The sequence below is a fragment of the Neobacillus niacini genome (assembly GCF_023715415.1).
GTDB classification, from domain to species: domain Bacteria; phylum Bacillota; class Bacilli; order Bacillales; family Cytobacillaceae; genus Neobacillus; species Neobacillus niacini_C.
Genome location: NZ_JAMBOB010000001.1, coordinates 212,588 through 232,679, shown reverse-complemented (window position 1 = coordinate 232,679; position 20,092 = coordinate 212,588). Strand labels below are relative to the sequence as shown.

Sequence of the window (20,092 nt, the reverse complement as noted above, 5' to 3'; positions counted from 1 at the left end):
TGAGGTGAATAGATTGTGAACAATCGTAAAAAAGTTCCTATGCGTAAATGTGTCGCAACCGGTGAAATGAAGCCGAAAAAAGAACTCGTTCGCATCGTTCGCTCAAAAGAAGGGGAAGTTTCTATCGACTTAACTGGAAAAAAGTCGGGTAGAGGTGCTTACCTTTCTAAGGACAAAGAAGCAGTCCTACTAGCCAAGAAGAAAAACACCTTATCTAATCATTTACAGGTTACTATAGATGAATCATTATATGAAGAACTATTGGAATTGATAGAAAAGGAAAACAGGCAGTCTATATGAATACAAATCAATGGATGTCGTTACTTGGCTTAGCCAATCGAGCACGGAAAATCATTTCGGGTGAGGAGCTTTCTGTTAAGGAAATTCGAAGCGGAAAAGCAAAGCTCGTTTTATTATCGGCAGATGCATCTGCAAATACGACAAAAAAAATTACAGATAAATGTAAGTCATACGAAGTTCCCTATAAACTAGTGGAAGATCGCCACCTTCTAGGCCAAGCGATTGGCAAAGAAGCCCGCGTAGTTGTAGCTGTGCTGGATAATGGATTTGCGAAAAAACTGATGACGTTGCTCGATTAATTCTAGCGGGGGTGAAAATATGAGTAAAATACGTGTTTATGAGTACGCAAAGAAACACAATATTTCAAGTAAAGATGTAATCACGAAATTGAAAGAAATGAACATTGAAGTTTCAAATCATATGGCAACAATTGAGGATGCTGCAGTTGTAAAGCTAGACGCAACTTATAATAAAAACCAAAGCAATCCTGGGCAAAAGCAAGCAAGACCACAACAACCAAATCGCCAGAATCAGAATCCACAGCAGCAGGGAGTTAAACCACAAGTGCAAAGTAAAACAAGTCCAAAAGCTTTTGAGGATGATGACGCAAAAACTACTACACCTAGCAAGGTGAAAGTGGCCTCTCCACCAAAAACGGCTGACACTAAAAAGCAAAATCAACAATTCCAATCCAAGGAAAATAAGGTTTTCAGCGCTGGAAAAGGGAATAAAAAACCTTTTAATAATAATAATCAAAATCGCAATAATAATAACAACCGGAAAAAGAATCATACACCGGTTCAACAAGCACAGCCACAAGTAAGGAAAGTGAAAGAGCTTCCGGCTAAAATAACTTTTAGCGATTCATTGACTGTTGGAGAACTGGCTAAGAAAATCTACCGTGAACCTTCTGAAATCATCAAGAAGCTGTTTTTATTGGGAGTTATGGCGACCATTAATCAGGTATTAGATAAAGATGCGATTGAATTAATTGCGAGCGAATACGGGGTTGAGGTTGAAGAGGAAATTAAAATCGATGCAACTGACCTTGAAGTTTATTTTACTGAGGATGAATCTGAAGACCTCGTTGAAAGACCATCCGTTGTTACGATTATGGGTCACGTTGACCATGGTAAAACCACTTTGCTTGATTCCATTCGTCATACAAAGGTAACAGAAGGTGAAGCGGGGGGAATTACTCAGCATATCGGTGCTTACCAAGTTGTTGAAAATGGTAAAAAGATAACATTCCTTGATACACCGGGACATGCTGCCTTTACAACGATGCGTGCACGTGGTGCGAAAATCACGGATATAACCATTCTTGTTGTAGCTGCTGATGATGGTGTAATGCCTCAAACAGTTGAAGCCATTAACCATGCAAAGGCTGCTGAGGTTCCAATTATCGTCGCAGTTAATAAAATGGATAAAGAAGCTGCCAACGCCGATCGTGTTATGCAGGAGCTTACCGAGCATGGATTAGTTTCTGAAGCTTGGGGTGGAGATACAATCTTTGTTCCACTATCCGCAAAAACAGGAGAAGGAATCGATAATCTTTTAGAAATGATTCTACTTGTTAGTGAAGTAGAAGAATGGAAAGCAAACCCTAACCGTAAAGCAGTTGGAACAGTAATTGAAGCACAATTAGATAAAGGCCGTGGATCAGTGGCTACCTTACTTGTTCAGAATGGTACCCTGAAAATAGGTGACCCTATTGTTGTAGGAAACACGTATGGTCGTGTTCGTGCAATGGTAAATGACCTAGGACGCCGTGTGAAAGAAGCGGGACCGTCTACACCTGTTGAAATTACGGGCTTAAGTGATGTTCCACAGGCTGGTGACCGTTTCGTTGTATTTGACGATGAGAAAACTGCTCGTCAAGTCGGTGAAGCACGTTCACAGCAAGCATTGGTAGCACAACGTGGTGAGAAATCAATCGTCAGCCTAGACAATTTATTTGAACAGTTAAAGCAAGGTGAGATGAAGGATTTAAACATCATCCTAAAAGCTGACGTTCAAGGTTCAGCTGAGGCTGTGGCAGCTTCACTGCAAAAGATTGATGTTGAAGGTGTTAATATTAGAATTATTCATAGTGGTGCTGGTGCCATTAATGAGTCAGATATTACCCTTGCCGCTGCTTCAAATGCGATTGTGATTGGATTTAACGTTCGTCCAGACGTAAATGCGAAGCGTGCAGCTGAGCAAGAAAAGGTCGACGTTCGACTTCATAGTATTATTTACAAGGTTATTGAAGAAATTGAAGCTGCTATGAAAGGTATGCTAGACCCTGAATTTAAGGAAAAAGTAATTGGTCAAGCAGAAATTCGTCAAACCTTTAAAGTTTCAAAGGTTGGAACCATTGCAGGTTCTTACGTGACAGACGGGAAAATTACTCGTGATAGCGGAATTCGTTTAATTCGTAACGGGGTTGTCATCTTTGAAGGAAATATCGACGCATTAAAACGTTTTAAAGATGATGCCAAAGAGGTTTCACAAGGTTATGAATGTGGTATTACCATTAAAAACTTCAATGATGTTAAAGAAGGAGATATTATTGAAGCATACGTAATGGAAGAAATTGAACGCAAATGATTGTTGGTTTAGCAGTATGTGAATGTATCATCTACGATGCTCATTCTCTAAAAGAGAAACGTGCGGTACTACAGCGTATTCTCACTAGGTTAAAACAAAAATTTAATGTGTCTGTCTCAGAGGTTGATTATCAGGATATGTGGCAGAGAACAAAAATAGCTATTGCTACAGTAACATCCAGCCGGGTAATGACTGAACTAGAGCTGCAAAATGCACTTAAATTAATTGATTCTTTCCCTGAAATAGAAAGAACAATCACCGATATAGAATGGCTTTAAATTAAGAGGTGAAGTAATGAGCCACAGAGCAAATCGTGTTGGAGAACAAATGAAGAAAGAACTAAGTGACATCATCGGTCGAAAAATTAAAGATCCCCGGATCGGTTTTGTGACAGTCACTGATGTTCAAGTAACAGGAGATCTACAACAAGCAAAAGTATATATTTCTGTTTTGGGCGATGAAGAACAAAAGGAAAACACACTTAAAGGTCTTGCAAAGGCGAAAGGATTTATCCGAACTGAAATTGGACATCGTATTCGCTTGCGCAAAACACCTGAAATCCTTTTTGAATGGGATGAGTCAATGGATTACGGAAATCGAATTAACTCGCTTATTCACCAATTGCACCATGAAGAAAGAAGCATGGAAAAAAATGAAGAAGAATAAATGGATAGACAATTGTCTATCCTTTTTTTTCGATACAAAAAAGAATTGGAGTGACCAAGGGTGGAAGGAATCTTACCTTTATATAAACCGGCTGGACTAACGTCGCATGATTGTGTTTTTAGATTAAGAAAAATATTAAAAACAAAAAAGGTGGGTCATACGGGAACGCTAGATCCAGATGTAACTGGAGTGCTTCCTATCTGTATAGGGAAAGCAACTAAAGTAGCTGAATACATAACAGACGCCGGAAAGAGCTATGAAGGTGAAGTAACCCTAGGTTATTCCACTACAACCGAAGATGCTTCCGGAGAAAAGGTTGAGGAGAAAAAGGTTGTAGATACCTTCAGCAGGAAAGAAATACTTAAAGTTCTCGAATCTTTTACAGGTGAAATCGAGCAAACTCCACCAATGTATTCTGCGGTAAAAGTAAATGGAACAAGGCTTTACGAATTTGCTCGCAAAGGAATTGAAGTGGAACGCCCAACTAGAAAAGTGACCATTTATTCGATAGAACTTCTTGATGAAAGAGAAGAGTTTTCAGGAGAAACCATTTCTTTTCGATTTAGAGTAAGCTGCAGTAAAGGAACCTATATTAGGACATTAGCGGTTATGATTGGCGAGAGTCTTGGATACCCGGCACATATGTCAAATCTAATTAGAGTCCAATCAGCAGCATTTACACTTGATGATTGCCTGACGTTTGAACAAATAGAAAAGTTAATGGAAAGTGGTACTATTTCAACCTGTTTAAGACCTTTAGAAATGGCACTTTCTCATTTGCCGAAATACATAATAAATGATAAAGTAGCAGAGAAAGTGAAAAATGGCGCACTTTTACCTATACCAGAGTATTTAATAAATAGTAACGAACCTATTATCGCTCAAACGGAAGAGGGAAATGCTCTTGCCATTTATTCGGTACATCCGAACAAGCCAGGGCTCTTAAAACCAGTTAAAGTTTTGCGTAATGATCAAGGTTAAAAAGGTTACTGATAAGAAAAGGTGAGTTTCAATTGGAAGTAATAAAGCTAAAATATCCATTAAATATAGATAAAACTGAAATTCCTCCATTATCCATGGCACTTGGTTATTTTGATGGTGTTCACCTTGGTCATCAAAAGGTGATACTTGAGGCAAAAAAACAAGCGCACCAAAAAGGACTCCACTCTGCCGTTATGACCTTTGACCCTCACCCATCGGTTGTCTTAGGGAAAACTGACAAGCATGTTCAATACATAACACCTTTAGCTGAGAAAATAAAAATCATTGAGGAATTAGGTATTGATTTTCTTTTTATTGTCCATTTTACACCGGAATTTGCTAATCTGCTGCCACAAGAATTTATCGACCAGTATGTGATTGATTTAAATGTAAAACATGTGGTTGCGGGATTTGATTACTCTTACGGCCGTTTGGGGAAGGGAACCATGGAGGTATTGCCTTTCCATTCAAGAGAAAAGTTTACTTTCACCACTGTTGATAAATTAACCAGTGGGAATGAAAAGGTAAGTTCAACGAGAATTCGTCAATATATCAAAGATGGAAAAACAGTCGAGCTGCCAGAATTACTCGGAAGATTTTATATGACAGCAGGTATTGTTGTCCATGGAGATAAAAGAGGCAGAACGATTGGGTTTCCAACCGCAAATGTTGAAACGAAAGATGAATATATTTTACCTCCTCTTGGTGTTTATGCAGTGAAAATCAAGATAGGGGAAGACTGGTACGAAGGTGTATGTAATGTAGGCTACAAACCAACCTTTAATAAAGAAGCGTTAAAAGTGTCAGTTGAAGTCCATGTGTTTGACTTTAACAAAGATATTTATGGTGAGGTAGTAAAGGTCGAATGGCATCATTACCTGCGAAAAGAACAAAAATTCTCCGGAATCAAAGAACTAGTAACCCAAATCGAAAAAGATAAACAGAATGCACTTGAATACTTTAGTAAAATCGACAAACACTTACCGAATAATTGCGAATAATAGCCTTTTCTTAGGTTATAACTTGCTTTTTGACGTGAAACGTTGTATTCTTATTAACGTATTAAAAATAACCTTTGCTTGGCAAGTCGAGTCACCGACGCTTGCTCAGTAACAGGGGATATGAAATTTAGGAGGTGAATAGGATGGCAATCACACAAGAACGTAAAAACGAACTTATCGCTGAGTACAAAACTCATGATAACGATACTGGATCTGCAGAGGTTCAAATCGCTGTCCTTACTGAATCAATCAACAATTTGAATGAGCACTTACGTACTCACAAAAAGGACCACCACTCACGTCGCGGTCTGTTGAAAATGGTTGGTAAGCGTCGTAATCTTTTAACGTACCTACGTAATAAAGATGTTCAACGTTACCGTGTATTAATCACTAAACTTGGACTTCGTCGATAATCAAAAGAAGCGGGATTTTTCCCGCTTTTTTGTTAGGTTAAAAAAAGAATATCATACGAACAACACAAAATCTTATATACATATTTTAAGTCGCGAAAATTTGTGCATACTAATAGTATATTTGTATTGATAACATAAGCGTAAAACGCTTTTTTTATATTAGATGATTAGAGCGAAGTTATTTCGCATTATCCTCTAAAGTGATTTGGATAGAGAGGGGTAAGAATATGGAACATACGAAACATGAGTATTCCATGGATTGGGCTGGACGTAAATTAACCGTTGAAATTGGACAACTAGCCAAACAAGCAAATGGAGCCGTAATGATCCGTTATGGAGATACGGCAGTTTTAAGTACAGCTACAGCTTCAAAAGAACCAAAAAACTTAGACTTTTTTCCATTAACATGTAACTATGAGGAACGATTATATGCAGTTGGGAAAATACCTGGAGGCTTTATTAAACGGGAAGGTCGTCCAAGTGAAAAAGCTATTTTAGCTAGTCGCTTAATTGACCGTCCCATTCGCCCGCTTTTTGCTGATGGATTCCGTAATGATGTCCAAGTAATCAGCATTGTCATGAGTGTGGATCAGGATTGTTCGTCAGAGATGGCAGCAATGTTTGGATCCTCTTTAGCACTATGTACATCTGACATTCCATTCGAGGGACCAATCGCTGGTGTAATCGTTGGTAGAGTTGGCGGAGAATTTGTGATTAATCCAACCGTAGAACAAGCTGAAAAAAGCGACATTCATTTAACCGTTGCAGGTACAAAAGATGCAATTAACATGGTTGAAGCTGGTGCTGATGAAGTTTCTGAGGAAGTAATGCTAGAAGCTATCATGTATGGACATGAAGAAATCAAACGTCTCATCGAATTCCAAGAAAAGATTATGGCTGAAGCAGGCAAGGAAAAGAGAGAAGTTGTTCTTTATGAACTAGATAAAGATTTAGAAGCTGAAGTTAGAGAAATATGCGAAGCTGAAATGGTAACTGCTATTCAGGTTCAAGAAAAGCATGCACGTGAGGATGCCATTAAAGAAGTTAAAAATCGGGTTATAGCTAAGTTCCAAGAGGACGAGGCAACAGACGATGATTTGAAGCAGGTAAAACAAATACTAGATAAAATTGTTAAAGGTGAAGTCCGCCGTTTAATAACAGTTGAAAAAATCCGTCCAGACGGTCGGAAAATCGATGAAATACGTCCTTTATCTTCACAGGTAGGGATCCTGCCGCGTACTCACGGTTCAGGATTGTTTACACGTGGACAAACTCAAGCATTAAGTATTTGTACTTTAGGTGCCATGGGTGATGTTCAAATTCTAGATGGTTTGGGTATCGAAGAAGAAAAGCGTTTTATGCACCATTACAACTTCCCTTTATTTAGCGTTGGTGAAACTGGACCAATCCGTGGACCAGGCCGTCGTGAAATAGGACATGGGGCTCTTGGTGAACGGGCACTAGAACCAGTAATACCAAATGAAAAGGATTTCCCTTATACGATTCGCCTTGTTTCTGAAGTTTTAGAATCAAATGGTTCTACATCTCAAGCAAGTATCTGTGCAAGTACATTAGCGATGATGGATGCAGGTGTTCCAATTAAAGCACCGGTTGCAGGTATTGCAATGGGTCTTGTAGCTTCTGGAGAATATTACACTGTTTTATCCGATATTCAAGGTATGGAAGACCACCTTGGCGATATGGATTTCAAGGTTGCAGGAACAGCTAAGGGAGTCACTGCCCTTCAAATGGATATTAAGATTAAAGGACTTTCACGTGAAATCCTTGAAGAAGCATTGCAACAGGCTAAAAAAGGCAGAATGCATATCTTAGATTCGATGCTGGCAACGATTGCAGAGCCTAGAATCGAGCTTTCACAATTTGCTCCAAAAATCTTAACAATGAAAATTAACCCAGATAAAATCCGTGATGTTATTGGGCCAAGCGGTAAGCAAATCAATAAGATTATTGAGGAAACTGGTGTTAAGATTGATATCGAACAAGATGGAACAGTATTTATTGCCTCTACAAATCAGGAAATGAACCAAAAGGCAAAGAAAATTATTGAAGATATCGTTCGTGAGGTTGTTGTAGGCGAAATGTATCTTGGCAAAGTCAAACGCATTGAAAAGTTTGGAGCGTTTGTAGAAATATTTGCCGGAAAAGATGGACTTGTCCATATTTCCGAACTAGCTGAAGAGCGAGTTGGAAAAGTGGAGGATGTCATCAAAATTGGTGATGAATTCCTAGTGAAAGTTACAGAAATTGATAAACAAGGTCGTGTAAACTTATCACGTAAAGCAATATTAAAGGAACAACGTGAAAAGGCTGAAGCAGAAAAACAACAATAAGCCCTACCCGTTTAAAAGTGATATAGAAAGGTCAGGGGGAACCCTGACTTTTTCCATGTTAGATGTATCTTGTTCTACCTTGTCCCCCTAATTCATATATTGATTATGAAGGGGGAAGGTATATGAAGAAGTTATGTTTGTTTGCTTTCTTATTGTTTGCTGCATGGTTATCAGTTAATAATCCTTTTGTGGATACATATGTTGCTTCGCTCACAAGCAACGTGCTAACCGTGGGAAAGCAAGAAGATCCTCTTTATCAAAGTATTGTAAAAAATGCTTCTACATATGAAATACCGCCTTCCAATGCTAAAATTGATGAAGTATGGAAAGCGATTCCAGGTTATAATGGGATAACTGTCGATATTGAAGCTTCATATAAAAATATGAAGAAAATCGGTACGTTCAATGAAAAAAAATTAGTATTTAAACAAACAGTACCATCTGTACATCTTAACGATTTAACTCCATCTCCTATTTATCGGGGCCATCCTGATAAACCAATGGTCAGCTTCATCATAAATGTAGCTTGGGGAAATGAATATTTGCCTGAAATGCTTGCTGCCCTTAAAAAGCACCAAGTCAAAGCAAGTTTTTTCCTTGAGGGAAGATGGGTGAAAAATAATCCTGAATTGGCAAAAATGATCGTGAGTGCAGGTCATGAGGTGGGGAATCACTCCTACACACATCCTGATATGAAAAAAATATCAGCAGCACAGACTAGGGAGCAATTACTGAAAACGAATGAAGTAATTGAAGCAGCAACAGGAAAAAAAAGCACATGGTTTGCACCTCCGAGCGGCAGTTACCGGGACGAAACCGTTTCAATAGCAGCAGAGTTTAAGATGAAAACAGTTATGTGGACGGTAGATACCATAGATTGGCAAAAGCCATCACCAGACCAACTAATTAATCGTGTTACTTCAAAAGTTGGTAAAGGTTCAATGGTACTCATGCATCCAACTGAATCTACAGCAAAATCATTAGACACCCTAATAACACTTATTGAAGAAAAAGGATTAAAAATAGGTACGGTTAGTGACTTAATGAGTGAAGAAAGAATTATGAAATAAATTTAACAAAGTATCCAGATAATAAAAGATAATAGCTAATTTTTCCGCTTTTCTATAGACAGGAGGATTTTGATGATTAACAAATATTCTTGCAAAAATGGAGTAAGAATTGTATTAGAAAATATTCCAACAGTGAGATCTGTGGCGATTGGAGTCTGGATTGGAACTGGTTCAAGAAATGAAGATCCCCAAACCAATGGTATTTCGCACTTTTTAGAGCATATGTTTTTTAAAGGAACGAAAAACCGATCAGCGAAGGAAATAGCTGAATCATTTGATAGTATTGGCGGTCAAGTGAATGCTTTTACCTCTAAAGAATACACCTGCTATTATGCTAAAGTACTGGATACTCATGCACAATTCGCTTTAGATGTTTTAGCGGATATGTTCTTCAATTCAACCTTTGTAGAAGAAGAGTTAAATAAAGAAAGAAATGTCGTTCTTGAAGAAATTAAAATGTATGATGATACTCCCGATGATATTGTCCATGATTTACTTAGCAGGGCCATATATGAAGATCATCCACTAGGATATCCGATATTGGGCACAGAAGAAACCTTAAACACATTCACAGGATCGACACTTAAGGATTATATCCATAATCGTTATACACCAGAAAATGTTGTTATTTCTATAGCTGGGAATGTTTCGGATAAATTTATTCTTGAGGTAGAGAAGTACTTTGGCTCCTATGAGGGCGGAGATAGCTCAATTATTGAAAATATTCCAGTCTTCCAATCCAATCGATTATCACGAAAGAAAGAAACAGAACAAGCTCATCTTTGTCTAGGTTTTGAAGGATTAAAGATTGGACATGAAGATGTATACAGCTTAATCATTTTAAATAATATTTTAGGCGGCTCAATGAGCAGCAGATTGTTCCAAGAAGTTCGTGAGCAGCGTGGATTAGCCTATTCTGTCTTCTCTTACCATTCTGCATATCAGGATAATGGAGTTGTGACTGTATACGGTGGAACGGGGGCCAAGCAGCTTGATGTGTTATACGAAACGATTCAAGAAACACTTGAAAAATTAAAACAAAATGGAATAACTGATAAAGAATTAAATAATAGTAAAGAACAGTTAAAAGGAAGTTTGATGTTGGGCTTGGAAAGTACGAATAGCAGAATGAGCCGAAACGGTAAAAATGAACTTCTCTTAAAGCGTCACCGATCTCTTGATGAAATTATTGAGCAGATTGACCAAGTTACGAAACAAAGTGTAAATGGGATGGCGACATCAGTTTTCACAGACAAATACTCAGTTTCATTAATTAGTCCCACTGGAGAATTACCTAAAACATTAATTTAAAAGAAAAAACAGTTCATTCTAGAACTGTCAGGCTGTCGAGAAACTCTCGACAGTCTTTTATTTTGGCTCTTTTCGTATAAAATGTTGTCTTCTGTATACAAATGAACCGTTCCTTTCCTCTACAGGTGCTTGCTTTCCGCGGGGAGGAAGTCGAGCCTCCTCGACGCTGCGCGTCTGTGGGGTCTCGACTTTTCCTCTACATCCCGCAGGAGTCAAGCACCTTTCGCTCCAATCCACTCTTTGCTTTCAATATTGATAAAACATCTATCTGTTAGAAAAGAGCCTTTAATTATCAATAACTTTATCGATTCACGAATTAATTTATATAATATTATTAATATTAATAGGACGGTGATTAAACGTAAAAGCCAAAAATAGAGATACATAATGAAGCGAAATTTGTATTTATTGATGATTTAGTGCCTCAAGATCACCTGTTAAGTCATAACTGATGCGTTTGTAACACCAGGAAATGTTCATGACAGCATGCCAAAATATGAAAAAGATTGCTACGCACTTAGCCAGATTTGAGAAAGTGTGTGGCAATCTCCTGGTTCATTCCCCCTGTTGATTGGAGCGGAAGGTGCGAAGACTCCTGCGGGAGTACGGGGCTGGGGAGACCCCGCAGGCGCTTAAGCGCCGAGGAGGCTCCCCGGCACGCCCGCGGAAAGCGAAGCACCTGAAGCGGAAATCAACAGGCCTTTGGGCAGGCTGAAAAGTAAAAATTGCCGAGAAAGATACCTTCTCGACAATCTGACAGTTCGTTCTTAGAACTGTTTTTCTTTTTGCCCAAGCGCTGTTGGCCTAGCACTTTCACTTTTCTTAGTCTAAATTAGGACTTCCATCGATAAACTTATAGTAAGGAGTGTAGAGAGAGGAGTTCATTATAATGAGGTTAAGTGAATTAAGTGGAAAAGAAATAGTAGATGTGAAAAGGGCAGAGCGGTTAGGCGTTCTTGGTCAAACAGATTTAGAAATCAATGAGAACACCGGGCAAATACAAGCCTTGCTAATTCCGTCTGTAAAATGGTTTGGATTTAGAAAACAAGGCGGGGAAATAAGAGTACCATGGCAGCATATAAAAAAAATAGGAACGGATATGATCATTATTGATGTCCATGAAGAAGAAAAGGCTGAAGAATAACGAAACGGTAAAAAGCCCAAGCAAATAAAATTTTGCTTGGGCTTTTTTTTTTATCTGTGAATGAAAAACTCACAGATTCATTCACTCTTACATAAGATGTTGAAGTGATAAGAAGAAAAAGACTTCTGTTAGGATTTTTAAAAAAAGAAGGTGAATGATTTCATGCTGACAGGGATGCAGATAGCCGTGATCGGTGGAGATGCAAGACAGCTGGAAATTATCCGGAAGTTAACCGAGTTAGATGCCAGATTATCTTTAATTGGCTTCGAGCAGCTTGACCACGCATTCACAGGCGCTGTGAAGGAAAAGTTGGATGAAGTCGATTTTTCAAATATGGATGCTTTAATCTTACCGGTACCCGGTACAAATTTAGAAGGGCATGTTGAAACAATCTTTTCGAATGAAAAGGTAATTTTAACAGCCGAAATGCTCTTGAAAACACCTGAACATTGTACCATTTACTCCGGAATTAGTAATACCTATTTAAATGGTATTACGAAGGAAGCGAATCGACCGCTTGTTCAGCTATTTGAAAGGGACGATGTGGCTATTTACAATTCTATTCCGACTGTGGAAGGAACGATTATGATGGCCATCCAGCATACTGATTTCACGATTCATGGCTCAAATATTACAGTATTAGGCTTAGGAAGAGTTGGGATGAGTGTCGCAAGAACGTTCCATGCGCTTGGAGCAAAAATAAAGGTTGGTGCCAGGAAAACCGAACATATTGCAAGAATTACCGAAATGGCTTTAACTCCATTTCATTTAAACGAAATAGAACAACAGGTGAAGGATACAGATATCTTAATTAATACAATCCCGTTATTAATTGTAACGGCATCCGTTATTTCCAAACTGCCTGCTCATACTTTGATTATTGATTTAGCTTCAAAACCAGGTGGAACGGATTTTCGGTATGCTGAAAAAAGAGGAATAAAAGCACTACTAGCTCCAGGGTTACCTGGAATTGTCGCGCCAAAAACAGCTGGTCAAATATTAGCCAATGTTCTGGCCCAATTGCTTCAAGATGATTTAGGTAAGCGAAAGGGGATAATAAAATGAGTTTAAAAGGAAAAAAAATAGGCTTTGGTTTAACTGGATCTCATTGTACGTATGACGCAGTTTTTCCAGAAATTGAGAAACTGGTTCAAGCAGGTGCTGAAGTTTTACCTGTCGTTTCTTTTACAGTTAAAAATACAGAAACCCGTTTTGGTAAAGGGGAGGACTGGATTCAGAGAATCGAGGATCTAACAGGTAACAGAGCGATAGATTCAATCGTTAATGCTGAGCCATTAGGGCCGAAAATTCCTTTAGACTGTATGGTTATTGCCCCCTTAACTGGTGTTTCAATGAGTAAGTTTGCAAATGCAATGAATGATAGTCCTGTTTTAATGGCTGCAAAGGCAACGCTAAGAAATTTAAAACCAGTTGTACTTGGAATATCTACAAATGATGCTTTGGGATTAAATGGAGTTAACTTAATGAGATTAATGGCAACAAAAAATATATATTTTATCCCATATGGGCAAGATGATCCGGTAAAAAAGCCTAACTCGATGGTGGCGAGAATGCCGATGTTAATGGAAACTGTTGAAGCAGCAATTGAAGGCAGGCAAATTCAACCTGTCTTGGTGGAAAGATATAGGGATGCAGACTAATTCTCACACCTTTCGTCAAATATGGTTATTTCTTTTAAGGAATATGTTAATATATTAATAATTCAATCATCAGTGGGACCAATTTTCTCACTGATGAGAGTTTATATTAATCTTTTCTGATTTCTAAACCATTGAAACAGAAATGACCAATCATTATAGATGAAAGATTGAGAGGGGTACTAGAATATGAAGCAATCAAAAGGTTATCATGTGGCTGTTGTAGGAGCGACCGGAGCAGTCGGTCAACAAATGATCCAAACATTAGTGAAAGAAAAATTTCCTATTGGACAATTAACTCTACTCTCTTCTGCCCGATCCGCCGGTAAAAAGGTTACAATTGACGGTGTTGAGCATACGATTCAAGAAGCAAAGCCTGAAAGCTTTGCAGGAGTGGATATTGCTTTATTTTCGGCAGGCGGCAATATATCAAAAGAACTTGCTCCAGAAGCAGTAAAACACGGAGCAATCGTAGTAGATAACACAAGTGCATTTAGAATGGATGAAGAAATTCCTCTGGTTGTGCCTGAAGTTAACGAAAATGACTTGCATAATCATAATGGTATAATTGCAAATCCGAATTGTTCAACTATCCAAATGGTCGTAGCATTAGAACCAATTAGACAAAAATATGGTCTAAAGAAAGTGATTGTTTCCACCTATCAAGCAGTTTCAGGTGCAGGAGCCGTTGCAATTGAGGAGTTGCAGGATCAAACAAAGGCTATCATTAATGGTGAGACAATAGAACCTAAGATTTTACCTGTTAAAGGTGACAAGAACCACTACCAGATTGCCTTTAATGCGATACCACAGATTGATAAGTTCCAAGATAACGGCTATACTTTTGAAGAAATGAAAATGATTAATGAAACGAAAAAGATTATGCACTTACCAGAGCTTGCTGTTGCTGCAACCTGTGTGAGATTACCAGTCGCAGTGGGGCACTCTGAATCTGTTTATTTTGAAATTGAAGCAGACAACGTCAGTGCAAATGAAATAAAAGAATTATTGAAATCAGCACCAGGTGTTGTTTTGCAGGATGACCCAGAAAATCAAGTATATCCAATGCCTGCAAATTGTGTAGGCAGTAATGATGTGTTTGTAGGAAGGATTCGTAACGATTTAAATGAGAGTCGTGGTTTCCATATGTGGGTTGTTTCTGATAATTTACTAAAAGGTGCTGCCTGGAATTCAGTTCAAATTGCAGAAAGCTTAATAAAGCTTGGATTAATCAAAGAAAAAAAATAATGGTTTGATGATAAAGGCAGGTTACTATGTCTATGAAAATAATAGTTCAAAAATTTGGCGGGACATCTGTCAGGGATGAAGCAGGCAGGGAACATGCAAAGAAACATATCGAAAAAGCATTAGCAGATGGATATAAGGTTGTAGTAGTAGTATCGGCGATGGGTAGAAAGGGAGATCCCTATGCAACAGATACACTTCTCTCTTTAATTGGGGGTAATCAAAGTAAGGTTTCTAAACGTGAAAATGACCTGCTTTTATCCTGTGGTGAAATCATTTCTAGTGTTGTTTTTTCCAATATGTTGAAAGTCAATGGCATAAACGCTATTGCTTTGACCGGGGCTCAGGCAGGATTTCGAACGAATAATGAGCATTCACAAGCAAAGATTGTTGAAATGAAATGCGATCGATTACTAAGAGAGTTAGAACATAATGATGTGGTCGTAGTGGCTGGATTTCAAGGTGCTGCAAAGAACGGTGACATCACAACAATTGGACGAGGTGGCAGTGATACTTCAGCAGCTGCTTTAGGGGCTGCATTAAATGCAGAATGGATTGATATTTTTACAGACGTTGAAGGCATTATGACAGCTGACCCAAGAATAGCTGAAAATGCTAGGCGTCTATCTGTGGTTACCTATACGGAGCTATGTAATATGGCTTATCAGGGTGCAAAGGTGATACATCCAAGAGCAGTTGAGATAGCAATGCAGTCAAAGGTTCCCATTCGAATTCGCTCCACGTACTCAGATGATTTAGGAACATTGGTAACATCTATTTCGAAAGATTCACGAGGCAGTGATATTAAAGAAAGAACGGTTACGGGCATTGCACATGTTTCCAATGTAACCCAAATTAAAGTTTTTGCAAAAAAAGACCAATACTATTTACAAGCAGAAGTTTTTAAAGCAATGGCAAATGAAAAAATCAGTGTGGATTTCATCAATATTTCACCAAATGGTGTTGTATACACGGTTACGGATGAAATGACGGAGAGAGCAATAAAGGTCTTAAAAGAAATAGGTCATGAACCTGTGGTGGAGCGTCATTGTGCAAAGGTGTCTGTCGTTGGAGCCGGTATTGCCGGAGTACCAGGTGTTACTTCTAAAATTGTTACAGCTCTTTCTGAGAATGGAATTCGGATTCTTCAATCAGCTGATAGCCATACGACCATTTGGGTACTAGTGAAACAAGATGATTTGAAAAAATCTGTGAATGCATTGCATGACGCCTTTCATCTGGAAGAAGAAGCAATTGAAACAAAACTTACAGATATCTAATAGTGTAGAGGATACGATAAATGGCAGTTTGAAACCAAAAATGCCATTGTCGCTGCCTGGATTTCGTAATTGAAAGGAGTAGTATAATGGTTCATTTTGGGCGGGTTTCAACAGCCATGGTTACACCTTTTGATAAAAAAGGACATATCGATTTTCAGAAGACCACTCAATTAGTAAATTATTTGATAGAAAATGGTACGGATTCCCTTGTGGTTGCAGGTACAACGGGCGAATCGCCTACACTATCTAAAGAAGAAAAATTAGCTTTATTTGCTCATGTAGTAAAGGTAGTTAAGAAAAGAATACCGGTAATAGCAGGAACAGGCAGCAATAATACCTATGCTTCAGTGGAACTGACAAAAAAAGCGGAACAGCTTGGAGTGGATGGTATTATGGTGGTCGCACCCTACTATAATAAACCAAATCAAGAAGGATTATATCAGCACTTTAAATCTGTTGCTGAAGCTACTACTCTTCCTGTAATGGTTTATAATATTCCAGGAAGAGCATCAGTAAATATTCATCCTGATACCATCATTAGGCTTTCAAAGGTTTCAAATATTGTAGCTGTGAAAGAAGCAAGTGGGGATTTAAATGCAATGACTCACATTATTGCGAATACTGATAGTGATTTTGATCTATACAGTGGTGATGATGGTATAGCCATTCCAGTGCTTTCTATAGGAGGAGTAGGAGTTGTCTCTGTAGCCTCTCATGTAATTGGGAATGAAATGCAAGAGATGGTAAAGGCCTTTTTAGAAGGAGAAAATGAGAAAGCAGCAAAGCTGCACCAACAGCTTCTTCCTATTATGCAGGGACTTTTTGCTGCTCCAAGTCCTGCCCCTGTTAAAACAGCGCTTCAAGTTAAAGGACTCGATGTAGGTTCAGTAAGATTGCCGCTTGTTCCTTTAACCGAACAAGAAAGGTCAACATTAATTAAAATACTATTATAATTTATACAAAATGCCAATCGGAAAAATTCGATTGGCATTTTAAATGGCATAACTTACGATTCATTTATTTTCCTCCAAAGGGTAAAACAACTAAATTTGGTTGTAAAGGTTTTCAACTATCAAGTATAATAAGCATAACTGCCACTCGATCGGGCAATTTTGAAATGTCGAAGAACTTTTACGAAAAAGAGAGCTAGACAATCATCATAGGAGGAAACGGAAATTGATAAATAGAAAAAATAGTTCCATTAAGATTATTACGCTTGGTGGTATTGGAGAAATCGGGAAAAATATGTATCTTGTCGAGGTGGACAAGGACATCTATATCATTGATGCCGGGTTAATGTTCCCCGAGGATGAAATGCTTGGCATTGATATTGTGATTCCAGACATCAGTTACTTAACAGAAAACAAGGAAAGAGTGAAGGCAGTATTCCTTACACATGGTCATGAAGATCATATCGGTGCCCTTTCCTATCTTCTCCGTCAAATGGACGTACCTGTTTACGGAACAAAACTTACCTTAGCGCTCGCGGCTGCAAAGTTAAAGGAGCAGGAATATGGTGGGAAGACTAATTTTATTGAAGTGACATCGGATACGATTGTAGAGATGGATTCTGTCCAAGTAAGCTTCTTTCGAACAAATCACAGTATTCCAGACTCAGTAGGTGTATGCATCCATACTTCAGAAGGCAGCATCGTATATACGGGTGATTTCAAATTTGATCAGGCAGCAACAAAACTTTATAAGCCTGAAATAGGGAAAATGGCCGCTCTAGGAGAAAAAGGCGTATTATGTTTACTCTCAGACAGTACGGAAGCAGAGAAGCCTGGATACACCACCTCCGAAGCAATCGTTGAGCGAGAGTTATCCACTGCTTTTTATAATACACGCGGCAGAATGATAGCTGCATGCTTCGCTTCAGACATTAACAGAATTCAACATATCTTTGATGCAGCAAGGGATAATGGCCGTAAAGTAGCAGTAGTGGGGAAAAGTCTTGAAAGAATTTATCATATTGCACTGGATTTAGGCTATTTAGAAGTGAGCGAAGATCTAATTATCCCTGTTGGTGAAATAAATAATTATGAAGACAGAGAAATCGTTGTATTAATGACAGGAAGTCAAGGGGAGCCGATTGAAGCTCTTCAAAAAATGGCGAAGCAAACGTCAAAACATGTAAATATCAAACCTGGTGATACGGTTCTAATCGCTGCATCAACTCTTAGAGGTAGTGAACTATTGATATCCAGGACAGTGGATATGCTTTTTAGAGCAGGAGCAAATGTTATCTCAGGAAAAAGACCGTTACATGTTTCCAGCCATGGCAGCCAAGAAGAATTAAAGTTTATGATTAACTTAATGAAGCCTAAGTACTTTATTCCGGTGCATGGGGAATATAGAATGCTAAAGGCACATCGGAGACTGGCTCTTGCTTGTGGAGTACCGGATGAGAATATTCTTATCCCAGACCGTGGGGATGTGGTTGAATTTAAGGAGGGAAAGTTTTCTATCTCGGGTAAAGTTCCGTCAGGGAATGTATTAATTGATGGAATTGGTGTAGGTGACGTTGGAAATATCGTTTTACGAGATCGAAGACTACTGTCTCAGGATGGTATTTTAATTGTAGTGGTTACCTTAACTAGACAGGATAAGCAGATTTCTGCAGGTCCAGAAATTATTTCACGTGGTTTTGTCTATGTCCGTGAATCAGAAAAATTAATGGATGAATCCACAAAATTAGTTCGAGATATCGTGCAGAAGAACATTTCTAAAGAATCGTTTGAATGGTCAAGCCTTAAACAGGACATAAGAGATGGGCTAAACAGATATTTGTTTGAAAAAACAAAAAGAAGGCCCATGATACTTCCAATCATAATGGAAGTTTAAGAAGGTAAAGGAGGCATTGGGTAAACCAATGCTTCTTTTCTTTACCTAGGATTTTATTCCATGTAAGAATGAAATTGTTTCATAGGTCAATACTAACGTTATCATGCGTGAAGGGAGACTTATGATGAATAAGGATATACAAAAAAGTGAATCGGGAAATCAGGAAGGGCAAGAACCTCAAAAAGAGGATAAGCCTTCTTCTTTAATGGAAAAAATACAGCAGCTAGGGCAAACGAATGTTCCTCAGCTTTCTTCCGACTCTAGAATTCATTGTTTGACAATTATCGGCCAAATTGAGGGTCATTTAGCGCTGCCTCCACAAAATAAAACGACAAAATATGAACACTTGATTCCTCAATTAGTAGCGATTGAACAAAATCCTAAAATAGAAGGAGTATTGATAATATTAAATACAGTAGGCGGAGATGTGGAGGCTGGATTGGCCATTTCTGAAATGATGGCAACACTCTCAAAGCCAACTGTCTCGATTGTCTTAGGTGGAGGACATTCAATAGGAGTGCCGATAGCAGTCTCATGTGATTACTCCTTTATAGCTGAAACAGCTACGATGACCATCCATCCAATTCGTTTGACTGGTCTAGTAATTGGAGTACCTGCAACCTTTGAATATTTAGATAAAATGCAGGATAGGGTTGTCAATTTTGTAACCAAACACTCAAATATTACGGAAGAGAAATTTAAGGATCTAATGTTTGCTAAAGGTAATCTTACTCGTGACATAGGGACAAATGTCGTTGGTCCTGATGCAGTAGAGTATGGTTTGATTGACGAGGTTGGCGGACTAGGTCAGGCAATGAAGAAGTTAAATGAATTAATAGATCAATCAAAAGCTGCTAGTGAGGGGCTGGTTCAATGATTCTTTATACGATGATGCCGCAGGAATTAATTTTTCCAAATGACACAGAAGCCTTTAGTCGACAACAAACTGTAACCTATCAAGGAGTGTCAATGATAGTAGAACAATCGGATGCCCAGAATGTCCAAGTCATTCGCATATTAAGTAGTGATCCTCAGCATTATTTAGACGAGCGCCTATGCCCAGGTGCTAAAATTTCTTGTGCAAGCATTGAAGGATTGTCATCAAACTAATAGAATATTATGGTATAATAAGGATACCTAGCTTAAGCAGCCAATAACGGCTGCTTTCTTCCTTTTGTGGGTAATTTTCTAATAGGGAGTGCGTTTGATAAAGCAAAAGGTTGATAATGATGATAG

20 protein-coding genes are annotated in these 20,092 nt (G+C 38.5%); all 20 read left to right on the top strand.

Annotated elements, in window-relative coordinates:
- The first annotated feature begins 15 nt into the window (after window positions 1-15).
- The 20 genes from rnpM to M3189_RS00915 all read left to right on the top strand — a co-directional run bounded on the left by rnpM (window position 16) and on the right by M3189_RS00915 (window position 19,966).
- Complete coding sequence (gene rnpM / locus M3189_RS01010; protein WP_251630976.1) at window positions 16-300, top strand: RNase P modulator RnpM; 285 nt, start codon at window positions 16-18, stop codon at window positions 298-300.
- Window positions 297-599 (top strand): YlxQ family RNA-binding protein, encoded by a 303-nt coding sequence (locus M3189_RS01005; RefSeq protein ID WP_095247649.1) that lies wholly within the window; start codon window positions 297-299, stop codon window positions 597-599. The genes rnpM and M3189_RS01005 overlap by 4 nt, the downstream gene beginning before the upstream one ends.
- Before the next feature lie 19 nt (window positions 600-618).
- Complete coding sequence (gene infB, locus M3189_RS01000; protein ID WP_251630974.1) at window positions 619-2,892, top strand: translation initiation factor IF-2; 2,274 nt, start codon at window positions 619-621, stop codon at window positions 2,890-2,892.
- Window positions 2,889-3,170: a DUF503 domain-containing protein gene (locus tag M3189_RS00995; protein ID WP_251630972.1), complete on the top strand. Its 282-nt coding sequence runs from the start codon at window positions 2,889-2,891 to the stop codon at window positions 3,168-3,170. Before infB ends, M3189_RS00995 begins: the two co-directional genes overlap by 4 nt.
- Window positions 3,171-3,186: 16 nt before the next feature.
- Window positions 3,187-3,558 (top strand): 30S ribosome-binding factor RbfA, encoded by a 372-nt coding sequence (gene rbfA / locus M3189_RS00990; RefSeq protein ID WP_179161206.1) that lies wholly within the window; start codon window positions 3,187-3,189, stop codon window positions 3,556-3,558.
- A gap of 60 nt (window positions 3,559-3,618) precedes the next feature.
- On the top strand, window positions 3,619-4,539 hold the full coding sequence (gene truB, locus M3189_RS00985) for a tRNA pseudouridine(55) synthase TruB (RefSeq protein WP_251630970.1): 921 nt from the start codon (window positions 3,619-3,621) through the stop codon (window positions 4,537-4,539).
- Window positions 4,540-4,571: 32 nt separating this feature from the next.
- On the top strand, window positions 4,572-5,540 hold the full coding sequence (gene ribF / locus M3189_RS00980) for a bifunctional riboflavin kinase/FAD synthetase (RefSeq protein WP_251630968.1): 969 nt from the start codon (window positions 4,572-4,574) through the stop codon (window positions 5,538-5,540).
- Window positions 5,541-5,683: 143 nt separating this feature from the next.
- The gene (gene rpsO / locus M3189_RS00975; RefSeq protein WP_095247643.1) at window positions 5,684-5,953 is read left to right on the top strand and encodes a 30S ribosomal protein S15; all 270 of its coding nucleotides are present in this window, start codon (window positions 5,684-5,686) and stop codon (window positions 5,951-5,953) included.
- Between the two features lie 227 nt (window positions 5,954-6,180).
- Window positions 6,181-8,304 (top strand): polyribonucleotide nucleotidyltransferase, encoded by a 2,124-nt coding sequence (gene pnp / locus M3189_RS00970; protein WP_251630966.1) that lies wholly within the window; start codon window positions 6,181-6,183, stop codon window positions 8,302-8,304.
- A gap of 122 nt (window positions 8,305-8,426) precedes the next feature.
- Window positions 8,427-9,374, top strand: a complete 948-nt coding sequence (locus M3189_RS00965) for a polysaccharide deacetylase family protein (RefSeq protein WP_251630964.1) — start codon at window positions 8,427-8,429, stop codon at window positions 9,372-9,374.
- Between the two features lie 72 nt (window positions 9,375-9,446).
- The gene (locus M3189_RS00960) at window positions 9,447-10,685 is read left to right on the top strand and encodes a M16 family metallopeptidase (protein ID WP_251630962.1); all 1,239 of its coding nucleotides are present in this window, start codon (window positions 9,447-9,449) and stop codon (window positions 10,683-10,685) included.
- Between the two features lie 889 nt (window positions 10,686-11,574).
- On the top strand, window positions 11,575-11,829 hold the full coding sequence (locus M3189_RS00955) for a YlmC/YmxH family sporulation protein (protein ID WP_251630960.1): 255 nt from the start codon (window positions 11,575-11,577) through the stop codon (window positions 11,827-11,829).
- 162 nt (window positions 11,830-11,991) lie between these two features.
- Window positions 11,992-12,894 (top strand): dipicolinic acid synthetase subunit A, encoded by a 903-nt coding sequence (gene dpaA, locus M3189_RS00950; protein ID WP_251630957.1) that lies wholly within the window; start codon window positions 11,992-11,994, stop codon window positions 12,892-12,894.
- Window positions 12,891-13,490 (top strand): dipicolinate synthase subunit B, encoded by a 600-nt coding sequence (gene dpaB / locus M3189_RS00945; protein ID WP_251630956.1) that lies wholly within the window; start codon window positions 12,891-12,893, stop codon window positions 13,488-13,490. The genes dpaA and dpaB overlap by 4 nt, the downstream gene beginning before the upstream one ends.
- Before the next feature lie 186 nt (window positions 13,491-13,676).
- A complete protein-coding gene (gene asd / locus M3189_RS00940; RefSeq protein WP_251630954.1) occupies window positions 13,677-14,735 on the top strand; it encodes an aspartate-semialdehyde dehydrogenase in 1,059 nt (352 codons plus the stop codon).
- 32 nt (window positions 14,736-14,767) lie between these two features.
- Window positions 14,768-16,012 (top strand): aspartate kinase, encoded by a 1,245-nt coding sequence (gene dapG, locus M3189_RS00935; protein WP_251630952.1) that lies wholly within the window; start codon window positions 14,768-14,770, stop codon window positions 16,010-16,012.
- Window positions 16,013-16,098: 86 nt separating this feature from the next.
- Window positions 16,099-16,965, top strand: coding sequence for a 4-hydroxy-tetrahydrodipicolinate synthase (gene dapA / locus M3189_RS00930; RefSeq protein ID WP_251630951.1), 867 nt, complete (start codon window positions 16,099-16,101; stop codon window positions 16,963-16,965).
- 223 nt (window positions 16,966-17,188) lie between these two features.
- Window positions 17,189-18,856: a ribonuclease J gene (locus M3189_RS00925; RefSeq protein WP_285889263.1), complete on the top strand. Its 1,668-nt coding sequence runs from the start codon at window positions 17,189-17,191 to the stop codon at window positions 18,854-18,856.
- A gap of 124 nt (window positions 18,857-18,980) precedes the next feature.
- Entirely contained in the window at window positions 18,981-19,733 is a 753-nt protein-coding gene (locus tag M3189_RS00920; RefSeq protein ID WP_251630950.1) for a ClpP family protease, read from the top strand.
- Complete coding sequence (locus tag M3189_RS00915) at window positions 19,730-19,966, top strand: YlzJ-like family protein (protein WP_251630949.1); 237 nt, start codon at window positions 19,730-19,732, stop codon at window positions 19,964-19,966. The genes M3189_RS00920 and M3189_RS00915 overlap by 4 nt, the downstream gene beginning before the upstream one ends.
- Window positions 19,967-20,092: the final 126 nt, after the last annotated feature.

Bases quoted from the DNA above. Each gene is read 5' to 3' on its own strand.
- M3189_RS01005 (WP_095247649.1), top strand. From the start codon at position 297: ATGAATACAAATCAATGGATGTCGTTACTTGGCTTAGCCAATCGAGCA.
- infB (WP_251630974.1), top strand. From the start codon at position 619: ATGAGTAAAATACGTGTTTATGAGTACGCAAAGAAACACAATATTTCA.
- M3189_RS00995 (WP_251630972.1), top strand. From the start codon at position 2,889: ATGATTGTTGGTTTAGCAGTATGTGAATGTATCATCTACGATGCTCAT.
- rbfA (WP_179161206.1), top strand. From the start codon at position 3,187: ATGAGCCACAGAGCAAATCGTGTTGGAGAACAAATGAAGAAAGAACTA.
- rpsO (WP_095247643.1), top strand. From the start codon at position 5,684: ATGGCAATCACACAAGAACGTAAAAACGAACTTATCGCTGAGTACAAA.
- pnp (WP_251630966.1), top strand. From the start codon at position 6,181: ATGGAACATACGAAACATGAGTATTCCATGGATTGGGCTGGACGTAAA.
- M3189_RS00965 (WP_251630964.1), top strand. From the start codon at position 8,427: ATGAAGAAGTTATGTTTGTTTGCTTTCTTATTGTTTGCTGCATGGTTA.
- M3189_RS00960 (WP_251630962.1), top strand. From the start codon at position 9,447: ATGATTAACAAATATTCTTGCAAAAATGGAGTAAGAATTGTATTAGAA.
- M3189_RS00955 (WP_251630960.1), top strand. From the start codon at position 11,575: ATGAGGTTAAGTGAATTAAGTGGAAAAGAAATAGTAGATGTGAAAAGG.
- dpaA (WP_251630957.1), top strand. From the start codon at position 11,992: ATGCTGACAGGGATGCAGATAGCCGTGATCGGTGGAGATGCAAGACAG.
- dpaB (WP_251630956.1), top strand. From the start codon at position 12,891: ATGAGTTTAAAAGGAAAAAAAATAGGCTTTGGTTTAACTGGATCTCAT.
- asd (WP_251630954.1), top strand. From the start codon at position 13,677: ATGAAGCAATCAAAAGGTTATCATGTGGCTGTTGTAGGAGCGACCGGA.
- dapG (WP_251630952.1), top strand. From the start codon at position 14,768: ATGAAAATAATAGTTCAAAAATTTGGCGGGACATCTGTCAGGGATGAA.
- dapA (WP_251630951.1), top strand. From the start codon at position 16,099: ATGGTTCATTTTGGGCGGGTTTCAACAGCCATGGTTACACCTTTTGAT.
- M3189_RS00920 (WP_251630950.1), top strand. From the start codon at position 18,981: ATGAATAAGGATATACAAAAAAGTGAATCGGGAAATCAGGAAGGGCAA.
- M3189_RS00915 (WP_251630949.1), top strand. From the start codon at position 19,730: ATGATTCTTTATACGATGATGCCGCAGGAATTAATTTTTCCAAATGAC.